Origin of the sequence: Paenibacillus sp. VCA1 (assembly GCF_031583795.1) — a bacterium.
Taxonomy (GTDB): domain Bacteria; phylum Bacillota; class Bacilli; order Paenibacillales; family Paenibacillaceae; genus Paenibacillus_AQ; species Paenibacillus_AQ albilobatus.
In genome coordinates this window covers 237,883-259,373 of the sequence record NZ_JAVLSX010000007.1, presented here as the reverse complement: position 1 = coordinate 259,373, position 21,491 = coordinate 237,883, and the positions used below count along the sequence as shown (strand labels likewise).

At 47.4% G+C, this 21,491-nt stretch carries 17 protein-coding genes and 1 pseudogene; 14 read left to right on the top strand and 4 right to left on the bottom strand.

Annotated features, from left to right (window positions below; all coding sequences use genetic code 11):
* Positions 1-82 precede the first annotated feature (82 nt).
* The 8 genes from RJP21_RS17860 to RJP21_RS17825 all read left to right on the top strand — a co-directional run bounded on the left by RJP21_RS17860 (position 83) and on the right by RJP21_RS17825 (position 12,356).
* The gene (locus RJP21_RS17860; RefSeq protein WP_310860477.1) at positions 83-2,290 is read left to right on the top strand and encodes a glycosyl hydrolase family 95 catalytic domain-containing protein; all 2,208 of its coding nucleotides are present in this window, start codon (positions 83-85) and stop codon (positions 2,288-2,290) included.
* A gap of 21 nt (positions 2,291-2,311) precedes the next feature.
* Entirely contained in the window at positions 2,312-4,651 is a 2,340-nt protein-coding gene (locus RJP21_RS17855) for a helix-turn-helix domain-containing protein (RefSeq protein WP_310860476.1), read from the top strand.
* Positions 4,652-4,793: 142 nt separating this feature from the next.
* Positions 4,794-6,455 (top strand): extracellular solute-binding protein, encoded by a 1,662-nt coding sequence (locus tag RJP21_RS17850; RefSeq protein ID WP_310860475.1) that lies wholly within the window; start codon positions 4,794-4,796, stop codon positions 6,453-6,455.
* A 74-nt stretch (positions 6,456-6,529) separates the two neighbouring features.
* Complete coding sequence (locus RJP21_RS17845) at positions 6,530-7,501, top strand: ABC transporter permease (protein WP_397386240.1); 972 nt, start codon at positions 6,530-6,532, stop codon at positions 7,499-7,501.
* Positions 7,502-7,514: 13 nt separating this feature from the next.
* Positions 7,515-8,405: a carbohydrate ABC transporter permease gene (locus RJP21_RS17840; RefSeq protein WP_310860474.1), complete on the top strand. Its 891-nt coding sequence runs from the start codon at positions 7,515-7,517 to the stop codon at positions 8,403-8,405.
* 31 nt (positions 8,406-8,436) lie between these two features.
* Positions 8,437-9,561, top strand: coding sequence for a glycoside hydrolase family 88 protein (locus tag RJP21_RS17835; protein WP_310860473.1), 1,125 nt, complete (start codon positions 8,437-8,439; stop codon positions 9,559-9,561).
* A 54-nt stretch (positions 9,562-9,615) separates the two neighbouring features.
* Positions 9,616-11,988, top strand: a complete 2,373-nt coding sequence (locus RJP21_RS17830) for a chondroitinase-B domain-containing protein (RefSeq protein WP_310860472.1) — start codon at positions 9,616-9,618, stop codon at positions 11,986-11,988.
* 167 nt (positions 11,989-12,155) lie between these two features.
* Entirely contained in the window at positions 12,156-12,356 is a 201-nt protein-coding gene (locus RJP21_RS17825; RefSeq protein ID WP_310860471.1) for a DUF2188 domain-containing protein, read from the top strand.
* 139 nt (positions 12,357-12,495) lie between these two features.
* Here the strand turns inward: RJP21_RS17825 and RJP21_RS17820 are convergent, their stop codons facing one another.
* From RJP21_RS17820 to RJP21_RS31290, 3 genes are all read right to left on the bottom strand, one after another.
* On the bottom strand, positions 12,496-12,933 hold the full coding sequence (locus tag RJP21_RS17820) for a VOC family protein (RefSeq protein WP_310860619.1): 438 nt from the start codon (positions 12,931-12,933) through the stop codon (positions 12,496-12,498).
* Positions 12,934-13,029: 96 nt separating this feature from the next.
* Entirely contained in the window at positions 13,030-13,197 is a 168-nt protein-coding gene (locus RJP21_RS31295) for an AraC family transcriptional regulator (protein ID WP_397386237.1), read from the bottom strand.
* A gap of 11 nt (positions 13,198-13,208) precedes the next feature.
* Positions 13,209-13,319, bottom strand: coding sequence for an AraC family transcriptional regulator (locus RJP21_RS31290; RefSeq protein ID WP_397386239.1), 111 nt, complete (start codon positions 13,317-13,319; stop codon positions 13,209-13,211).
* 442 nt (positions 13,320-13,761) lie between these two features.
* Here RJP21_RS31290 and RJP21_RS17815 point away from each other — a divergent pair, with 442 nt between their 5' ends.
* Positions 13,762-15,750: a Na+/H+ antiporter gene (locus tag RJP21_RS17815; protein WP_310860470.1), complete on the top strand. Its 1,989-nt coding sequence runs from the start codon at positions 13,762-13,764 to the stop codon at positions 15,748-15,750.
* Positions 15,751-15,886: 136 nt separating this feature from the next.
* Here the strand turns inward: RJP21_RS17815 and RJP21_RS17810 are convergent, their stop codons facing one another.
* Positions 15,887-16,186 carry a putative quinol monooxygenase gene (locus tag RJP21_RS17810; protein WP_310860469.1) on the bottom strand — a complete coding sequence of 100 codons (300 nt, stop codon included), beginning with the start codon at positions 16,184-16,186 and terminating at the stop codon, positions 15,887-15,889.
* A gap of 273 nt (positions 16,187-16,459) precedes the next feature.
* Between RJP21_RS17810 and RJP21_RS17805 the strand changes: the two are divergent.
* From RJP21_RS17805 to RJP21_RS17785, 5 genes and pseudogenes are all read left to right on the top strand, one after another.
* Positions 16,460-16,798 (top strand): annotated as a pseudogene (locus RJP21_RS17805) (Rrf2 family transcriptional regulator).
* Positions 16,799-16,815: 17 nt separating this feature from the next.
* A complete protein-coding gene (locus tag RJP21_RS17800; protein WP_397386236.1) occupies positions 16,816-17,454 on the top strand; it encodes a ThuA domain-containing protein in 639 nt (212 codons plus the stop codon).
* A 333-nt stretch (positions 17,455-17,787) separates the two neighbouring features.
* Positions 17,788-18,948 (top strand): GntR family transcriptional regulator, encoded by a 1,161-nt coding sequence (locus RJP21_RS17795; RefSeq protein WP_310860617.1) that lies wholly within the window; start codon positions 17,788-17,790, stop codon positions 18,946-18,948.
* Positions 18,949-19,539: 591 nt separating this feature from the next.
* Positions 19,540-20,535: an ABC transporter permease gene (locus RJP21_RS17790; RefSeq protein ID WP_310860468.1), complete on the top strand. Its 996-nt coding sequence runs from the start codon at positions 19,540-19,542 to the stop codon at positions 20,533-20,535.
* A 32-nt stretch (positions 20,536-20,567) separates the two neighbouring features.
* Positions 20,568-21,488 carry a carbohydrate ABC transporter permease gene (locus RJP21_RS17785; protein WP_310860467.1) on the top strand — a complete coding sequence of 307 codons (921 nt, stop codon included), beginning with the start codon at positions 20,568-20,570 and terminating at the stop codon, positions 21,486-21,488.
* The last annotated feature ends 3 nt before the right edge of the window (positions 21,489-21,491 follow it).

Here is a 21,491-nt window from a genome sequence, read left to right as displayed (position 1 = left end):
AATTGTATCATCCCAAAAAGGAGGAAAAACAATGTGTTTACGGACAAATATCGATTGGCCATCCTTTCTCTCGAGGCATGACATGCTGTGGAAGACCAAGCCTATCAGCTGGGACGAGGGAGCTTTTATAGGAAATGGGCTTCTCGGAGCCATGATATACAGCGAAGAACACCGTGATCAGCGTCATGTGCTCAGATTCGTGCTCGGACGTACGGACGTGACAGCTTCACGCGAAGGCGGTGCCAAGAACTTTCCCGTACGGGTGCCTATAGGAGAGCTGGCATTGGAAATGGAAGGATGGATCTACAATCCCTGCGAGATTCGGATTGACTTATGGAATGCCGAAATGCGGGCGATTATCACTACAACTAAGGGAGAAGTAAGGCTACGGGCTTTGGTTCATGCCATATCGCCTGTTGTGTTCATTGAACTTGACACCGATGAAAGTGAACAGGGGGCGAAAATGAACTGGTACGCCTATCCTGAAGTGAGCCCGATCCTGAAAAATGCCGATGGGGTTAATTTCAATCAATATATTCCCGAAACGGCCATTGAGAGGAGCGAAGAACGAGGGATTTCCTTCGGTGTTCAACACTACGGCCGAGCCGAAGGCTGCACAACGGCATGGAAGTTCCATGATTTCGGGATGGTAGGGGCGCATAAGGGAGATGGCGAGAATGTGGCCGGATACCGGCGTGTGTGCCTGTTGACTGTGATGAATGGGGTTTCCGATCTGGACCGGGAAAAGGCCTGCCAGGAGCTTGAAGGGATCGATATCTCAGAGTCCGGATTAAATTCATGGATTTCCGCACATCGTCAGTGGTGGCATGATTACTATCCCGCAAGCTTCCTCTCGATTCCGGATATGCAGCTCGAGAGCTTTTACTGGATTCAGATGTATAAACTAGCTTCCGCAACCAGAAAAGATCAGCTGCCCATAGATAACCAAGGCCCGTGGATGACGTCAACACCGTGGCCGGGACTTTGGTTTAATATGAACGTCCAGATGAGCTATTCGCCAATATATGCCGCGAATCGGCTGGAGCTTGGACAATCTCTTATCTCTTCACTCCAGCAAAATGAGGAACAATTGATACATAACGTTCCTGAACCGTTCCGCAGTGATTCAGCCGGCCTCGGGCGGAGCAGCAGCTACGATCTGAACAGTCCGGTCGATGATGAAGTTGGAAATTTGACGTGGCTCATGCATAACTGCTGGAGACATTATCGCTACTCAATGGATGAGGAGATGCTTCGTAACTTCCTGTATCCGCTTCTTCGGCGCAGCATTTGCTTGTATATGCATCTCTTGGAGGAAGGGGAAGACGGCAGGCTTCATCTGCCTTTCATGGTATCGCCTGAATATGGCTCCTTCAAACAGCTCACCACCCGCGATTCCCATTACGATCTTTCGCTATTGCGTTGGGGCTGCGAAACATTACTGGAGGCATCGGAGAGGCTCAAGATTCAGGACCCGCTGCGGACTCGTTGGAATGAAATTCTTGCCCGTCTGACGCCGCTGCCGGTTGATCCAGAATCAGGCTACAGAATCGGGAAGGATCTCGGCCTCGAGTTCGGCCACAGGCATTTCAGCCATCTACTCGCCGTATTTCCGCTGCATATTGCCGGCCGTTCGGAGGAAGAACGGACTGTGGCCGTCCGCACACTCAGACATTGGATGGCCATGGAAGGCGATCTGCGCGGATTCAGCTTCACGGGAGCGGCTTCTATAGCGGCAGCGCTGGGCCTCGGCGATGAGGCGCTGAGTTATCTGCGCACCCTGATGCATCTCATTAAACCGAATACGATGTATAAAGAAGCGGGACCGGTCATCGAGACGCCTCTGGCCGGCGCGGAGGCGATTCAGGATATGCTGCTCCAGAGCTGGGGAAACCTGATTCGGGTGTTTCCTGCCGTTCCAGGCGAGTGGAAGGAAGCCGTTATTCACAATCTGCGCGCGGAAGGCGGATTTCTTGTGAGCGCCGTCTATAAAGAGGGACAGACGGAATTTATCCGCATCCTCAGTCTTGTTGGGGAGCCCTGCCGATTACTTACCGATATCACAGGCTTAGAACAGGGATTCAAGATTGAATCTCAAGGGAAAACACTGGATTACAAGATGCATGGAGATCAATCTATCGAAATATCATTGAAACCAGGTGAGGAAGCGGTTATCTATAGGGCTGGCGGCAGATATCCCGGAGAAATTGCACCTATACAGGCTGAGTCCGGCATGTGCAATTTTTGGGGAGGAAAGAAACCTTGGCGATTATACGGAATTCCCAAATAACAACCGGGAGGTAATCGGATAATGTTCAAGCAGCTGCGCAAGTACAACCGGAGCGTGATTGTAACCTGGTTGGTATCCTATATTACCGTTCTTACGGTACCCATTCTCATCAGTTTTGCCATGTATTCGATCTCATTCAATCAGGTCAAGGCCGAAACCAACCGGGCGAATGATCTGCTGCTCGAGCAGATGGAAATGTCCATTGACAGCAAGCTAAAGGGGCTGGAACAGCTGAGCCTCGAGATCGCGTTAAACCGCAACATTTCCAGCTTCTCCAGTATTGATCTTCCGCTGTCGGACGCTCACTACTATGATCTGTTTCAAATTTCGGAGAGTCTGAGAACCTATAAAAACGCCAATGATTACATTGATCAAATCTATGTGTGGTATACAAACAGCGATACAGTGATATCCACCTATGATCATCTGAACCCCCAAGGTTTGTTTCAAAAGCTGCGCCCGCAGCAAAATACCACTTTCAAGCAGTGGAACAGCTTATTTGACCAAAAGTATGTAAACGATTATATACCGATGAAGTACTGGGATGACGGCACGGTTTCCCCAGTGGTAGTATTCGCGCGCTCATTGGTTTTCAACATGCCGGGCCAGCCGCCTGCCATCGTCTTATTCGTAATGAAGGATGCCAAGTTAATCGAGAGTGCTCCCCGGCATCCAGATGCAAGCATGTTCATACTGGATACGGAAAGTCGCTACATTGCTGCCCCGGATCATATCGGCACGCTGCCGCAGCGGCTCAGATACGAAGAGCTTCAGGGACATCGAGGTATGGTGTATAAAGAGGTGCAGGAACATCAGGCGGCCATTTCCTATATAACATCCAAAATTACGGGCTGGAAATACGTATCCGTAGTACCGGCGACTCTATTTAACGAGAAAATGGAGTATATGCGCAAGCTGACCTGGATCAGCATCGGGCTGTGTTTTTTGGTCGGCGGCGTCATCTGCGTACTGTTTTTGCGAAAAAATTACATGCCCATCCAGGTCATGCTGCAGAGCCTTTCCCATAAATTCGGACTGCGCTTCGACGGCGGCTCGAGCGAATATTCCTTTCTGCAAGGTGCTATACATCATTATTTTACGGAAAAGGAAGACATGCGTGCCCGCTTTGACAAGCACCGGAATACGATCCGAGCCCATTTGCTCCGCAGGCTGCTTAAAGGGGCTTTAGAGAAGGATGCACTCCTGCACGAATCTCTGGCCGCCCATCACATCCGTTTTCTGTCCGACCGCTTTGTCGTCGTGCTCATATCTGTGGATGAATACGGAAAATTCGAACAATACGGCTCGGAGGATCTGTCGGATAAAAAGCAGCAAATGCTGCATTTTATACTGACAAATGTGCTTGAAGATACGTTAGCGGGCGAGGGTGTCGTATACGCTACAGACATGAACGATTGTTTTGCATCGATTGTGAATTTCCAAAACGACACTTCTGAGGAACAGGAGCAAGAGATCCTTCAGCGTATTACGGCACAGATTCGTGAATTTATGCATGAGCAGATGCAGGTGAAACTGACGATAGCGGTTGGTGGGGGCCATTCCCAAATATATGGAATTACGCAGTCCTATCAGGAGGCGCTGGATGCGCTTGAGTACCGGATCGTATTGGGGAGCGGGCAAATCATCCGGTACATGGATATCCATTTGAAGCAAGTATCGGAGCATCATTATTATTATCCGCTAAGCGTGGAACAGCAGCTGATTTATGTGGTGAAAAGCGGGAATTACCCAAAAGCGGAAGTACTGCTTGAGGATATTTTCAGGGAAAACTTTTCGGGCCGCCCGGTATCCGTACCACTTGCGAAATGCCTAATGTACAACATGGCTAGCACGATGCTGAACACGCTCGATGAGGTGAGCGTAACAAGCAAACGTACACTAGATTTGCATCTCCTCGATGTGGAGCAGCTACTCGCATGCGAACATGTGCTGCAGATGAAGGAGCAGATGAAAGATAAACTGAAGCAGGTGTGCGAATGGATCCAAACCGAGAAAAGAGACCATCACCGTTATTTGATTGAAGATGTGCGGCGTTACATCGAGGATCAATTACATGACCCAAATCTGAATATTTCCATGATCGGGGATGCCTTCCGGATGACTCCCTCTTACATATCGCGCCTGTATAAGGATCACACGGGCGAAACGCTGCTCGATACGATTAACCGTTCTCGTCTGGCCGAAGCCAAAGGTCTCCTACAGGAACACAAGCTGACGGTCAATGAAGTTGCCGGTCGCGTCGGCTATGCGGATGTCAGCACGTTTGTGAGGACTTTCAAAAAATTCGAAGGCATCACCCCTGGAGCGTATCAAAAGGCGGCGAATGGAGCGGCGCAATAAAAAAAATCACAGGCGTTTTTACAATTTGCCTGTGATTTTATGTTTTGTCTATGTTCACTTTTACGGATTTGATGAACAATGGGCATCGGATACTTCAATTCATAAGGGTATTCATTAAACCATCCGAATCGGGGGAATGGCAATGGTCCAACGTTTGCTGACTAGTAAAAGCTTGTTAAGGCGTATCAAAACAGGAGTTTCCGTCGTCCTTCTCATGAGCTTGGTTCTGGCGGGATGTTCCCAGGGGGGCGGCAAGGGAGCAGACGCGGAAGCGAAACCGCAGGAAGGCAAAAGCGCTGATTCAGATCTCGGCACGGGATATCCGCTGAAAACAAGCGAGGGAATTACTTCTTGGGAAGGACTCAATTTGAATGCGATTACATTCTTTCCTAATCTTGCCGACACGCCATTCGGCAAAAAGCTTGCCGAGAAGACGGGAGTGAATGTAAAGTACATCCATCCGAATGACCAGCAGACGAAGGAACAATTTAATCTGATGATTGCCTCGGATGAGCTTCCGGATACGATTGAGTATGACTGGACGGGACGGAGTGCGGTATCTTATCCTGGAGGACCGGAGAAAGCGATTAAAGACGGGGTTATTTTGGAGCTGAATGACATCATTGACAAATACGCACCGAACCTCAAGAAGAAGCTCGAAGAAGACAAGGAACTCGACAAAATGGTGAAGACGGACAGCGGCAAATATTATGTATTCCCGATGATCCGCAATCCCTCCGGGCTTGTATTCCGCGGTCCGATGATCCGCAAAGACTGGCTGGACGAATTGAATCTCCCTGTGCCTACGACGATTGACGAGTGGGAAGCCACTTTAAAGACGTTTAAGGAGAAAAAAGGCGCGACAGCTCCGCTCAGCGTAACGTACACAGGAGGGAACTTTGAAATTCGTGATGCCTTTATCGGAGCGTATCATACGTCCAACTCTTTTTATATTGGCGATGATGGAAAAGTGAAATATGGTCCCGTGGATCCACAGTATAAGGATTTCCTGACATTGTTCCGCAAATGGTTTGCGGAGGGCTTATTCGACAAGGACTTTGCGCTTACCGATTCCAAAGCATTGGACAACAAGATTCTAACGGGTCAGACCGGAGCAACGGTAAGCTTGCTTAGCGGAGGCATGGGCAGATGGATGGATGCGATGAAAAAGCAGGATCCAAAGTTTAAACTCGTGGGTGCTCCTTATCCGACGTTGAATAAAGGCGAGATCCCGTTCATTGGACAGCGAGATTTCAAATACAACCCGGGGCCAAGCAAAGCGATAACGACGGCCGCCAAAAATCCGGAGCTGGTTGCGAAGTGGTTGGATTACGCCTACAGCGAAGAAGGTGCCATGCTGTTTAACTTTGGCATCGAAGGAGAGAGCTACACCATGGAAAACGGAACCCCTGTCTACACCGATCTGATAAAAAATAATGAAAAATACAGCCTGCAGCAGATGGTTTCCATCTACTCGAAGCCGAATGGTCCATATGAAGCGGATTCGCGCCGTAACTGGAACACGTACCCAGAGCAGGATGAAGCCGTCAAGATTTGGTCCAATACCGAAGCGGAGAAGCATACACTGCCGGCTTTCCTGACGCCGACGGATGAAGAGAGCAAGGAACTCGGCAAAATTATGACGGACGTAAACAATTACAAGGAAGAGATGTTCGTGAAGTTCATCGTCGGCAAGGAATCGATCGAAAACTATGATCAGTACGTTGCACAGATCAAGAAGCTGGGTATCGACCGGGCAGTCGAAATTTATCAGAGTGCGTTGGAACGTTATAACAAGAGATAATGATGCCGGCCCGGAGGGAATGTGACAGAAGCCTTTCTCCGGGTGGCAGATTGATCATGAGGAGTGACAACGGCATGGCGAAATATCCGTCTCAAGTGCAGCATGCGACCACGCTGCCTTCTGCCCGCACCAAAACAATAGGCCGGTGGGGATTGCTGAAAGATATCCGGAAAAACCCATGGCTGTATATCATGCTTACCCCCGTACTGTTGTACTTCACCGTATTCAACTACTATCCGATGTACGGAGCCCTGATTGCTTTTAAAGATTTTTCCCCGCGGCTCGGAATTATGGGCAGTCCATGGGTTGGTTGGGAGCATTTCGAGTCTTTTTTTCAAGGGATTTATTTTTGGCGCGTTATCAAAAATACGTTGTTAATCAGCTTTTATGAACTTGTTTTCGGTTTTCCCGCACCGCTGATTCTGGCTCTTTTGTTAAACGAAGTGAGGAAAACGGTGTTCAAGCGAACGGTGCAGACATTAACGTACATGCCCCATTTTATCTCGCTGGTTGTCGTTTGCGGCATTATTAAAGAGTTTACGATGAGTGACGGGATCATTAACGATCTATTGTCGTTTTTTGGCCGGGAGCGGGTATCGCTGCTGCTTGAACCGGAATATTTCCGGACCATCTTTATCTCGTCGGGGATCTGGCAAAATATCGGGTGGGGAACCATCATTTATTTGGCAGCGCTGGCTGGTATTGACCAGGAACAGTATGAAGCAGCACGGATGGACGGGGCAAATCGCTGGAAACAGATGCTTCATGTCACTTTGCCGGGAATCCTGCCCACGATCATCATCCTCTTCATCCTCGAGATGGGCAGAATCATGAATGTCGGCGGCGAGAAAATCATTCTACTGTACAATCCTTCCATCTACGATACGGCGGATGTGATCAGTTCTTATGTATACCGGACGGGACTGCAGGAATTCGATTACAGTTTCGGCTCGGCCGTGGGCCTATTCAACTCTGCTATTAATTTCACGCTGGTCATATGCTCCAACTGGCTGAGCCGGAAGATGAACAATACGAGCTTGTGGTAGGGGGAATGAACACATGAAGCGAGGAAGGGAAGGGGCTTCCACCCTCGGGAAGATATTTGATGTCTTTAACTATACCCTGCTGACGGGATTAACGATTTGTACGCTGTATCCTTTGATTTACGTACTATTCGCTTCTTTGAGCGAGCCGACCTTATATATGCAGCATTCAGGGATTTTGTGGAAACCACTTCACTTCAACATAAATGCCTATCGTCTGGTTTTCGAGAATCCGATGATCATTCGAGGGTATCTAAATACGTTTATCGTGCTTGCAGGCGGGCTTGCGCTCAATATTATTCTTACGGCCTTCGGGGCGTATGCGTTATCGCGGAAAGGACTTCGCTACCGCAAACAGTTCATGCTGTTTATCGTGTTTACGATGTTTTTTAACGGGGGGCTCATTCCTTTATATTTCACGGTAAAAGGGCTCGGGCTGACGAACACATTATGGTCGCTGATCATCCCGCAGGCGATATCGGCATTCAATCTGATCATTATGAGAACTGCTTTCGAAGCCGTACCGGACAGCCTGGAAGAATCGGCGAAAATCGACGGGGCTAATGAGTTCGTGATCCTGTTCCGCATCATGATTCCCCTGTGCATGCCCGTCATGGCCGTCATGCTGTTGTATTACGGGGTCAGCCACTGGAATTCATGGTTTAACGCGATGATCTATGTACAGGACCGTTCCCTTTACCCGCTTCAGCTAGTCTTACGCGAGTTGCTGCTGCTGAATGATGCCGGCTCGATGGCTACAGGCGCAAGCGGCGGGGAGGTAGCGGTTATCGGTGAGACTCTTAAACACGCGACCATTATCGTGGCTACCGTTCCGATTCTGTTCGTATACCCGTTTTTGCAAAAATATTTCGTCAAAGGTGCCATGATCGGCGCCATTAAAGGCTGAACATTACTGAAAGAACCCAGGGAGGTACGTTATGAATAAGCTTGCGACTGGAAGTGATCCCAAACTTGAAGGATGGTGGAGGCAGGCTCAGCAAAAAGTGGACCGGTTAATGGCCAAAGGACCAGAGCTGGCTCCGCATGCCACGAAGGACGGAGAATATGATGGACTGACACTGGACAATTGGATATCAGGTTTTTGGCCAGGGATGTTATGGATTTACTATGACATAACGGGTGATGAGAAGTACCGGAACGCCGCATGGGAATGGGATATCCGCATGGAGCGGCTTATGCTTGAAGAGAACCGTTTTCATCATGACGTCGGTTTTCAATTTCTGCCGACCTCAGTTCTGAAATATAAGCTAACCGGCGATCCGGACGGCAGACGGAGAGGACTCGCAGCCGCCAACTTCCTGGCCGGACGCTTTAACCTGGCTGGACAATACTTGCGGGCATGGAACAAGGATTTGCCGGGCTGGGCAATCATTGACTGCCTCATGAATTTGTCTATTCTATTCTGGGCCGCAGAGGAAAGCGGTGATCCGCGTTTCATCCATATTGCCAAAGCGCATGCTGACATGGCTTTAAGGCATATGATCCGTCCCGACGGATCCACCTGCCACATAGCGGTGTTTGATCCGGCAAACGGCGAGCTGCTGGAATACAAAGGCGGTCAGGGTTACGCAGCGGATTCTTGCTGGTCACGGGGGAATGCTTGGGCGTTGTACGGTATGGCGAACGCGTACCGGTTTACCGGAGATATCAGGTACCTGCATGCATCCCAGCGGATAGCCCATCACTTTATCGCCTCATTACCGGAGGATCATGTTCCGCCTTGGGACTTCCGTGTGCCGAACCAGGAGGCGGAGCCGCGAGATACTTCCGCTGCAGCAATCGCCGCTTCCGGTTTGCTCGAGCTTGCTGCCTTAACCGCTCCGGAAGTAGGGGCCATGTACCATCAAGCCGCTGAACGCATACTTGCTTCTTTGTCCGAGGAATATTCAGCATTCCATGACAATGGTCATGAAGGCATTCTTTACGGCGCGACAGGTCATAAGCCCGAAGGTGTTAATGTCAATGTGTCTTTGATTTACGGGGATTATTTTTATGTGGAGGCGCTTGCTAAACTTCGCGGCTGGTCACAACGCACATTTTAGAGGTTGTTCACGCACTTTTAGTATTTTAGTTCATGAGAGAAGAGGTGGAGTGCATTGGATACGTTTTTGACAAATATGTGGAAATGTCGAAATGTCGTTGGAATCTACTTGAGCTTGGCTTTCCTGCTGATCCTGGGATCACTAACACTGCAACCATCACATGTTATGGGAGCTGCAAACGAGACGGGAGGCGACAAAATGAAACTAGAGGTGAGTGACATCACAGCCAGCTCATTCCAGCCGAATACCAATTTCGTACCTGGCAATGTATTGGATGGGATCTGGGGAGAAGACGAGGTCAGCCAGCAAAGCCGCTGGTCAGCATCCGGACAGGGAGAATGGCTTCAATTCGATCTAGGGAAGGCCCAGGAGGTCACCTATGTAAAAATTGCTTTTTTGAATGCAAGGGAACGACTTTCCAACTTTGAAATGAAAGCATCTGATTCACCCGATTTCAGTTCGGGAACGACCGTATTCCAAAAGCAATTTAGTCGTCAGCTTCAGGCTGAGGACAGCATTCTACAGACCTACATGCTTGAACATCCGGTGAAGGCAAGATATTTGCGTCTTATCGGTTATGGAAACAATGCAAGCGGAAGCTCGGGACAGTGGAACAGCATCATGGAAGTCGAATTATATACGGGGACCCCGCCAGAGACGGGAGAGCCGAATTTGCCTCCTGCAGATGCTGGAAATGTCAACGAAGGCGATGTAGAACCTCCAGTACTCAAGCATATTAAAGTCAAGACAGCGAAAGAGCTGCAGCAGGCGCTGGACCAGGCGGTGAGCGGCACATGGATCGAACTTCAGAATGGGAACTATGAACAAAACGGTCCATTTGTAATTCTGAAGAAGTATGGCAGTCCAGCTTATCCGATCCGCATTACGGCAGCAAATGCCGGTAAAGCGGTAATCACAGGCAACAGCTATTTGCATATCGAAGATTCGAGCTACGTCGAGGTGAGCGGACTAAAGTTCCAGAACGGAATCGGGGATGAAGCGGGTAACCAGTCGCTGATTGAGCGAGGTCTTGCCAACCGTACGCTGACCGGTGTCCACCCGGGTGTGCAGCTTCAGAGCGCCAGCCACATTTCTATTCTCGGCAATACGTTCGCTCTGGATGAGACCAACCAGCCATATAGGTTCATGGTGGATAATCGTTCCGTATGGTGTCTAATTAACGTCAAAGGGAGCTGCCGGTACGGCGAGAACAGCCATGATCCTAACGGAGAAGTGTACAACGGGCCCACGCCTTATGAAGATAACAAGCTGCTGACGGATAACGGGACGAACCGGCATTATATTCGGGTTGAAGGGAAGAGCAGCTTTAACCGCATCGCCTATAACGACATTGGTCCGAAAAAAGGTTTTGGCGCGGTAGTGATTTATGATGGAGAAGGGCACAGCGGGCAAAACATTTCGCAATACGATGTCATCGAATACAATCATTTCCATGATATCGGTCCGCGGGTCAGTAATGGTCTGGAAGCAATCCGGCTTGGGCTATCGAGTTTATCCCTGTATTCCGGCCATGTGACCATCCAGCATAATTTATTTAACGGTTTAAACGGGGAAGACGAAATTATTTCGGTGAAAAGCAGCGATAACATTATCCGTTATAATACGATACGTAACTCCTATGGAGGCATTGTAGCACGGCATGGCAACCGCAACAGCTTCTACGGCAATTTTATTCTCGGAGACGGCAAAACACCTGGCCTCAGCGGTTTCCGCATCTACGGCAACGATCATAAAATCTTCAACAATTACATGGAAGGGCTGACCGACAAGATCATTCGTCTTGACGGCGGTACGCATGACGGGGGGCCAGAAGGTGGAACGAATCCAACCGTAAGATGGGGAGGAGATAAGGAGCAAAGCGCTGAGCTGAACAGTCTTCCGGAAGAGGAAAGAACAGAGCTTTTGCGCGGGCACTGGAGACAGTACAACGTCCAGATTTTCCACAACACGATTGTCAATGTAGGCGGCAACACCCCTGCGATCACCCTCGGCGGAAGAACCTATCAACCCGTAGGAACGAAAATATACAACAATCTAATCTTCAGCAATGCAGGCACGATCTTTAATGAAACCGGTGCAATGATAAAAGCTCCTGCAGCTGAACGACCTGAATATAAAGGTAATATGGTTGAAGGAATTGCGTTAGCTTCGAACAATCCCGTTGTTGGCGAAACGGTCAAAAAAGAAGATTTGCGGTTGGTCCGCGGTATAGACGGATTAATCCGCTTGTCCGTATACAGTCCTGCCATTGATGCAGCCGTCAGCCCCTTGTTCGCGCTTGATGACATGGATGGGCAAATGCGGTATGCGCCGGACGTAGGTGCCGATGAATACAACGCTGACGGACCTAAGGAGAACCGCCCGCTTACGACAAAAGACGTGGGTCCCGGGGCTTTGAAGAAGTGAGATTTTACGAATAGTTATGTCTCATTTCTGAATGAATATTTCCCTACATCAAAGCAGCCCGTTCATTAGATATTCCATTATCATGCACTGAGCGGATTGGCATCGTTTGATTCGCGTGTCGCGGGGTAATATAGGGATAAACGAGAACTTATATGGAGGGATTCACAATGCCTTGGAATAAGCATGATTACCCTGTGTCCATGAAAAATTTGGAGCCCCGCGTGCGGAATAAAGCGGTCGAAATCGCAAATGCGCTTCTTGAAGAAGGCTACGAGGAGGGACGCGCCATCGCCATCGGCACCGCCCAGGCGGAAAAGTGGAATGAGGACCATCCGGCTGGCGAAGAGAAGCATTCGAAGCATACGTAACTTCAAGAATATTTCGTTCAGCACCGACTGCCAAGCCATATAATACGAGTAAAATGGCCTTCACCATATGCAGCTCAACAAAATCAGATCTAGCTAAAATCAGAGTTTGCAAAATTGCAATAGAATCTTTAGGTCATTCTTAAGAAAGCGAAAAGCCGGTTTCCTTGTATAAGGATACCGGCCATTCCTTTTCACTCCATAAGAAAAAAGCGACAAGACTGACCAAATTGCCATCAGGGTCCTTTATAATAGCATAGCGCTCGCCCCAAGGCGCATCGCTCGGCTCAAGATGTCGAATATATCCTTGCGACGTCGATCGGCGATACGATTCATCCAGCGTTTCACGACTGTCTAAATGGAAAGCAATCTCCATTCGATTTCCAATCGGCTCCTGGAAGCTGCCCAAAATAACTTGCACCGTTTCCCTCGTGTCGAAAGCCAGGATTATTCCGTTGCATTCGACTTTAATATGTTGTTCTTCATTTGCACTTGCCGGTATTTCAAATCCTAAGAGCCGATAGAAATCCAAAGCCCTCTTCATCTCTTCCACGAAAATTCCAATTCTCTTTAGCTTCATCGTCACGCTTTACAGCTCCCATCTTATGAATTCATATTTTCGTCATCATTGAATCAGTACTACAGGCCGGCCAAACAGGAAAAAACGGACTTCTTTTCACGATCTTGTTAAACGTTTAACAGGCAATCCGTAATAGCGCGAAAAAGAATTAGTAAAATGGGATTGGTCGTAGTAACCATATTCAAGCGCAAGATCCGTCAAGTTGGAATAGTTTCTCTTATGGAACTCTTTTAGTGCGCTTTGAAATCGGATGATCCCCTGCATCTCCTAAGGACTTAACCCAACTCCTGTTTGAAGGCTCTTCTGAGATGCCTTTTACTGCAGTGAGCCTGATCAGCTAAATCCGTAACGGATAGATTTCCTTTATTATGATAAATAATCTGCATACTTTGAGACACCAAAGGGGGGTAGCCGCAGTACTCTCCGCTAATATTTTGTTTAATTGACGATCGGCAATCAATAGCTGCGGCTATTTTTTGTTCTAGCCGAAAAAAGACAAGGGTTAACCGTAATGGATACGAGTTATCACTCAAGGAATTGCTATTATTTCCTCTGAAGGAACTGTTGAATAAAGCTTCGATAGTTTTGGAGAGGAGTATTTATGTTGACTAGTGAAGAACAAATTGAGATTGGAGGTGTTAATGAAGCTGTCGGTAATTCCGATAAGAATACCTATGGGAAAATGGATTATTGTTCTGAGGCAAAGTGCAAAGCGATTCACATCCAGTTCATAAATTTATTTTACAATAGGTTGAGTTTCTTGTTAGAAAGCAAAGCAGTTTTTACGAATAGCTGCTGAATGCAGATACATATGGAGGTAAGATTCGTTTGGAATTGTTTGAATTTATTTTACTGATGTTGGCGGCAGTCTCATTATCCAATTTAGTGAACCGGTTTATCCCCTCGGTTTCTGTGCCTATTATTCAAATCGTGCTGGGGATGCTGATTACTTGGCTGCCCTTGCACTATGAACTGAAATTAAATCCGGAGCTGTTTATGCTACTGTTCATTGCCCCGTTGCTGTTCAATGATGGCAGGCATGCGGATAAAGAAGCACTGTGGAAGCTGAAAAAACCAATCCTTTTGCTAGCTCTGGGCCTGGTGTTTGTAACGGTAGGCGTGATGGGTTATTTCCTGAATTGGCTACTTCCGGTCATCCCGTTGGCGGCATCTTTTGCACTGGCGGCTGCACTAGCGCCTACCGATGCTGTGGCCGTGGGTGCACTGGAGCAGAAGGTGAAAATCCCCCATCAGACGATGCAAATTCTCGAGGGAGAATCCTTAATAAATGACGCATCGGGACTGGTCTCATTTCAGTTTGCCGTGGCCGCAATGGTCACCGGTGTGTTCTCTTTCAAATCTGCCAGCATCAGCTTTATTTCCATATCCCTTGGCGGTGTGGTACTGGGCCTACTGCTCACGTTTGTAAAATATGGGGTGGTGAATTGGCTGCGAAGACTGGGAATGGAGAATGTCACGCTCCACATGCTGATTGAGATCCTGACCCCCTTTGCGATTTTCATGGCGGCCGAGGAAATGGGGGTTAACGGTATACTGGCTGTCGTCGCCGCAGGAATCGCCCATTCTATCGGTTACAAGAAAATGAATCCCGAAGTAGCCAAGCTGAGAGTTGTGTCCAAAAGCACCTGGTCGGTCATTATCTTTGTATTGAATGGACTGGTTTTCCTGCTGCTTGGCACACAGCTTCCGGATATTATTCAAACGATTTGGAGCAGCGCGGAAATAGGGAATCTAAAAGTGGTGATGTACACCCTATTATTGACTTCGGCTGTACTCGGGCTGCGCTTCATCTGGGCGCTTCTGATGGATATTTCTGAAGGGACCCAACCCCGCGGCCCTTGGCAGCCCCGGTTTAAGAAGGCGCTTATCCTCAGTCTATCGGGAGTCCGGGGAACGATTACACTGGCGAGTACGTTGTCACTACCGTTGTTTCTTAATGATGGCACCGCATTTCCGGCCAGGGATCTGATCATTTTCCTTGCGGCTGGAGTTATATTGTGGACCCTGCTCGCCTCCAACTATTTGTTGCCGCTTTTATTGGGGAAAGAAACGCAAACGGAGCAGGAAGAGGAGGAGATTCAGGCAAAAATTGAGATTCTGCGGAATGTTGTTGCCGGATTAAACGAACTGACCACGGACCAGAACCGGCTGGCAACCGTGCAGATCATCAATACGTATACTTCCAGAATCCGAACGCTCAGGAAAGATGAAAAGAATGATACGGTACAGCGGTCCTTGGGCTTGTCTGTTCTGAAATGGGAAAGAGAGAACACGCTGCTTGCGCTTAAAAAGAAAGAAGTGAATCCATACACAGCGCACCGTTACCTTGGGAAAATTAACCAACTGTTGTTCATGCACACAAGAGATGCCTGTTATAAAAAGGAGCTTTTTCCCGTTAAGGAGTGGGTCGAATTGTTTGGGAATTTGCCGCAAGTCCGGTTAAGCATCCGAGAAAGACGCGCCGAATTGACCAAGCTCAGAATCCGAAATATTACATATGTCATTCAGCAGCTGAATGGTCTGCTCGCAGAAGGCAAACCGGATATGGAATTGGTCAGCTCGCTGATTCTGCAATATGAGCGTACGCTGCTGCATCTGACCAGAGACGAATCGGACACCGGCAACCGAAAAGAGTTCGACACATCGATGCAGGAGGTAGCCCGGGTCGGAATTCAGCTCGAGCGAGACAACATCCAATCCATGTTCGAGACAGGGCGGCTTTCAAGACAGGGCATGAAGGAAATGAAACGTGATATTCTCTTCATGGAGCATGATTTGAGAGAAGAGACGAGTTGAAATGAAAAGAACCTATAGGGATAACCGTAATTGAACAGGTGCTCCGGTAGTTCAACTATCAAGTGTGCACAGCTGGGATCTGCCAACATGAAGCCGCATTTCTCTATTGATGAATGCGGCCGTTTTTTGGATTCATTTAGAATGGCGGTCCCGATTTACTGATTTCATGCTTCTGCATTTCAACGCTTCGGATCGGAGTAATTTGCTTTGGGGGATTTGCTACAGCACGAAACGATTCTAAATCTTCTTCTGACTGCCAATACTCAAAATTGTTGACCCGCGATGGATCGACCGGGTCAGCCGTTATTGCCAGATCAAGACATCCAGGAGCTTGCCGTGCACGTTTCACGAGGTCCTCGTGTGCTTTAACTACTTCATCACGCTTATTCGGGTCAACTGTAAACCATCCTGCTATGATGACCTTATATGGATTCATTGCATCCCCTCCCTCGTGATTTTAGCACCAATATCGAATTACGATTTCTTTTAGATTGCTATTTGTTTCGGCGAAAGATCTAAATCCGGAAAGGCAGCCCGTTAAGTTCCGGGAATTAGGAATGAAGATCGATCGGATTTTATCGTGGCAAGCGTCCTGGGCGTTCCGAATTGCATACTTTTTCAAGAAATCCGCAGGTATGCTTTATCCTTGACCTAATGAAACATTATAGTTATTATAGACTTGTTAAGTCCGAGTTTGAGGCGATTATGGATGAAGTTCTCCAAGGCTACCGATTATGATGCTCTTTCTTACAGCGGCGACTCCCCAAAAACCAATAGGTGTACAGCAGTTGGCAGAGCGATAAAGTGTGTCTCCAACCTATTTGTCCAAAATACTGACCAAGTTGGTGAAGGCGGGCATGATTGAATCGATAAGGGTGGGGAATGGCGGCTATCGACTCAAACGAAATCGGGAATATATTTCGTTCCTAGATAATATTCATGCGATTGAAGGCTCCTTGTTCGATTGCAGTTTCGATCATGGACCAGGATGCCGATTTAAAAGCTGGTGTTATCGGCAGAAGAGAAGTTGGATGAACCGTTGAAATAGGGGAAGGAGAGGAGACTATGAATATGAAAGCCATGGCACTTGGACAATACGAGGGAGCAAAATATCATCCATTTACGAATATTGATCACGAATTACAAGCCATATTTGAGCATGTTATGGAGGTTGAATGTACGGATGATTACGCCGTGCTTCAGGAGGATAAGCTGGAGGGCTATGATCTGTTCATATCGTACGCGGACTTTTCGGATCTCAAGATAACGGAAGATCAGGTACAAGCGCTCATATCCTATGTGAGAAACGGTGGGGGGCTGCTGGCTATCCACAACGGTATCTCTCTGCAGCAAAGCAAAGAGCTGGAAAAATTAATCGGCGGCAGGGTTACGGGACATCCGGAATATACGTCACTGCCAATTCGATACAATCATGGGAATCACCCTATTGTGGAGAATTTGAGCGATTTTACAATAGATGAAGAGCCTTTTCGGTTCGAGCTGAGTCCGCATGAATCGGCGGTTATTCTTGCCGAATATGAGCATGATGGCCAGCGGTGGCCTGCTGCGTGGGCACATACATACGGTTCTGGCCGCGTGGTATATCTGATGCCGGGGCATCATCTTCCATCTTTCCAGGTAGAATCCGTGCGTAAGCTGATTCGGAATAGCGGTATGTGGGCTGCCCGGGGGTACGTAGAGTAGAGATTCGACACAAATAATTTATGAAAACATGTACCGCTATTAAAGGCGGTATTTTTTATTAGTGCGCCATAAAGCATGGGACAAGAGTGGGTAGGAATCATAAAATAGGTATTTGGCAATGATGCCAAGTACCTTTTTCGCTTATGTCTCAAGAATCTGCAAGAACGATGGAAACTTATTGATTTTAATTAAATTAATCCCCATGAAAGACCGCCAATTCCCCTACTGTAGGCGCAGCAACAACCACAAACGAAAGCAAGGTCATGGAATAAAACGCTTGCGTCTACCGTAATTTATATATTGAACATATTGATATGAAATGTGGTGATTCGGATGAACTCAACGGATAGAATACCTTTGTATCAGATGGTTCAAGAGTATATACGCGATTTGATCACGTCGCAAGTATTGAAGGTTGGAGACCGTATACCTACGGAAAAGGAACTCATGGAGCGTTTCGGAGTAAGCAAGATTACCGTCGTTAATGCCCTGTCCGGTTTGGTTAACGAAAGAATCATCACACGGGTCCCCGGAAAGGGGACTTTTGTAAGCGACCATGAATATGAAATTCCGACGACATCTCCTAAAAGTGCCGTAAAGCATATCAATAAAAACAGCGAGGAAAGCCGGACGCGCTTGATCGGCCTCATTATGCCCAGCATTTATGACTATTTTACGATTAGGCTTGTACATGGCATACAGCAAGCACTAAATGAGAACGATTACCGTTTCGTCATTTATTTATCGGAGGGCAACATTGAGAAGGAAAAAGAGGCGATCCAGACATGCAGTAAAATTGGAGTGGAGGGGTTGCTGATTTTTCCGGTTGACGAGGAATTATTCAACGAGGAAATATTAAGCATGAAATTTGCGGGGTTTCCGTTCGTTCTCATCGACCGTTACCTTCCAGGGGTGGAAACTCATTATATAGCATCGGATGGTAGGCTTGGCGCTAACATGGCCGTAAATTACCTGTGGGAGCTGGGGCATCGTGAAATCGCCATATGCTCCGATTCGCCCATACAAACCGTTACCGTTCAAGAGCGGATCGATGGATATATGAGTGCCTTCAAGGAAAAGGGATCGCTCATTAACCCTGCCCACATTGTAACCGGTTTTGAAATCGGAAGTCTTGAGCGAGCAGAAACGCATCCACTGTACCGCTATATCCAAAATCGAATGGCAACGGCCTATATTACGCTCAATGGAAGTCTTGGAGTGAAAATCTATCAGATGGCGCGCCAAGCAGGATTGAAGGTGCCTGAGGACATATCCATCATCAGTTTTGACGATCCGACTTCCATCATTGAAGGCTACAGCACGTTCACACATGTTAAACAGTTCGAGCGGGACATGGGCTACCGCGCGGCTTACACGCTGCTTGAGGTCATTCACAGTGATGACGGCGAACACGGAAAGTACATAAAAACCCTCGTTGAACCGGAATTGGTGATTGGCGAGACGACGGGAAAAAACGTTTCTTCCCCTACATGATATTAACGCCCGCGTCTCCCTATATAACCTAATAACGAGTCCAACGGGCTTTCTTTCGAACCTGACTACGGGAGCGAGGCCAGTTGGACTCTTTTCTTAAGGTCAACAGCAACTTTCCCTCATGAAATCCCCCATATATAACCCCCAATCAAAAAAGAAATCCAACACAGCCGTTCAAACAATTCACAGGTCGCTTGATCTCAATATAACGCTTTTTATAAAACCATTTATATCTATATATTGAATATAATGTATCTCTACCAAGGGATAAAAACGCCATTGAAGAAGTACGGGAAAAAGGGAGCACTTTGACCGGTTTCTGTAACTTAAGTAACAGGAACCTCCTCTTGATCAAAAGCAGCTTCCGTTTCACTGCTTCACTGCACCCCAATTCATTGTTTGTTTTATAAAACCGCCAAAACCTTTTTTCGACCTGAAGGTTACTTTTTATCTGAACGAGGAAATTATGGAATTATTCTTAGGCCATATTGAATATATTTAAACCATCGAATAGAAACCGTTTGCAATGAAGGGGGGACAGTCGCTATATGCCTTACAAAAAAATAAGACTGGAATCAATTTTTAGGGCGCATGGAGCAGTCTCGATACGACGAAGATGTAGGAGGTGTGCGGAGAATGGTACCCAAAAGTGTTGTTATCCCTGGATATGAGCAATTAAAAAAGAACAGAAAATTAACTAGAATATGGCAATTCAGGCATATATATTTATTTATTCTTCCGGCGATCCTATGGTTTCTGGTTTTTGCTTACTATCCGATGTACGGCATTTTAATAGCGTTCAAAGATTACAAATTCAATCTGGGGATATTGGGGAGCCCGTGGGCAGGCTTTAAATATTTCGAACAGTTTTTAAACGATTCCAGTTTTTACGATGTACTCCGAAATACGTTATCCATTAGTGCCCTTAAACTTATTTTCGGATTTCCGGCCCCATTGGTCCTAGCCTTGATGCTCAATGGAATCATGCACAAAAAATTCAAAAGAGTGTTTCAAACGATTTCCTATCTGCCGCACTTCGTCTCGTGGGTCGTTGTCGTTACCTTGCTTCAAAAAATCCTGTCCCCGAACGTTGGGCTGATCAATGACATTCGGTACCAAATGGGTTTGGATCCGATCTTTTTTATGGGAAAGCCGGAATTGTTCTATCCACTCGTCATCATTTCCGACATCTGGAAAGGCGTAGGCTGGGGTTCGATCATTTATTTGGCCGCGTTAACGAATATCGATCCGCACTTGTATGAAGCAGCGGAAATCGACGGGGCAGGCCGATGGAGCAAACTGTTTAAAATCACGCTTCCATGCCTTACTCCAACGATCGGCATCTTGCTAATATTCTCCCTCAGCGGAATACTGAACGCGGGTTTTGACCAAATCTGGCTGATGCAGTCCCCGGCAACCTTAAGCGTCTCGGAGATCCTGGATACGTATGTCTTAAAAACAGGTCTCCAACAAGGGCAATTAGCCTATTCCACGGCCATTGGTTTATTCAAGTCTGCGATCTCGCTGCTTCTCATCGTTGTTGTCAACAAAGTATCCAAACGCGTGAGTGACGTATCGTTATGGTAATAATCAAGCGCTGAAGACGAGGAGGTGTGTGTATGGGTGTAAGAAGGCTGACGCCGGCAGATAAACTGTATATGACGCTTAACTATTCGGTTCTGCTTTTATTCTGCGCTACGGCACTCTATCCATTTATTTATTTTCTGGCCCTTTCTTTCAATGACGGCTACGATGCGATGAAGGGTGGAATCTATTTTTTTCCTAGAGTGTTTACATTAGAAAACTATGCAAAAGCTTTTAGCAACCCTTTGATCTTAAATTCGTTTTATATTTCCATTTCCCGAACGCTTATCGTAACGGTTGGCTCCGTATTTTTGACGGCCTTATTGGCCTACGCCCTTTCGCGGAAAGGGTTGCCCGGAAGAAAATATATCGTATTCTTCTTTTTCTTTACCACGTTGTTCAGCGGAGGGCTTATTCCGACTTTTATCCTGTACCGGCAATTGCACATCCTGGATACGTTTTGGGTGTTGGTATTGCCTTCCCTATATAGTTTTTTCAATGCGATTATCATGAAAACGTTCTTTGACGGGATCCCTGAAGGTTTGGCGGAATCGGCACGGATCGACGGAGCAAGCGAGTTGTCGGTATTTGCAAGAATCGTGCTGCCGCTTTCGATGCCGGTGCTCGCCACCATTGCCTTGTTTGTCGGGGTGGGCGTATGGAATGACTGGTTTACCGGTCAGTTTTTCATACAGAATGAGAAACTGCAGCCTGCGGCTACGTTTCTTAACAAAATGATCAGCGAAGCGTCTTTCCAGTCGATGACGTCGTCGTCGGGAAACAGCGGATCTGCGATCCAAAACATGACCCAGTCTCAGATGGAGCTGCGGGGAGTAACTCCGGAAGCCTTGAGGATGACTTTCGTCATTATCATCACGACCCCGATCATCTGCGTGTATCCATTTCTTCAGAAATATTTCGTCAAAGGCGTATTGGTAGGTTCGCTTAAGGAATAGTTG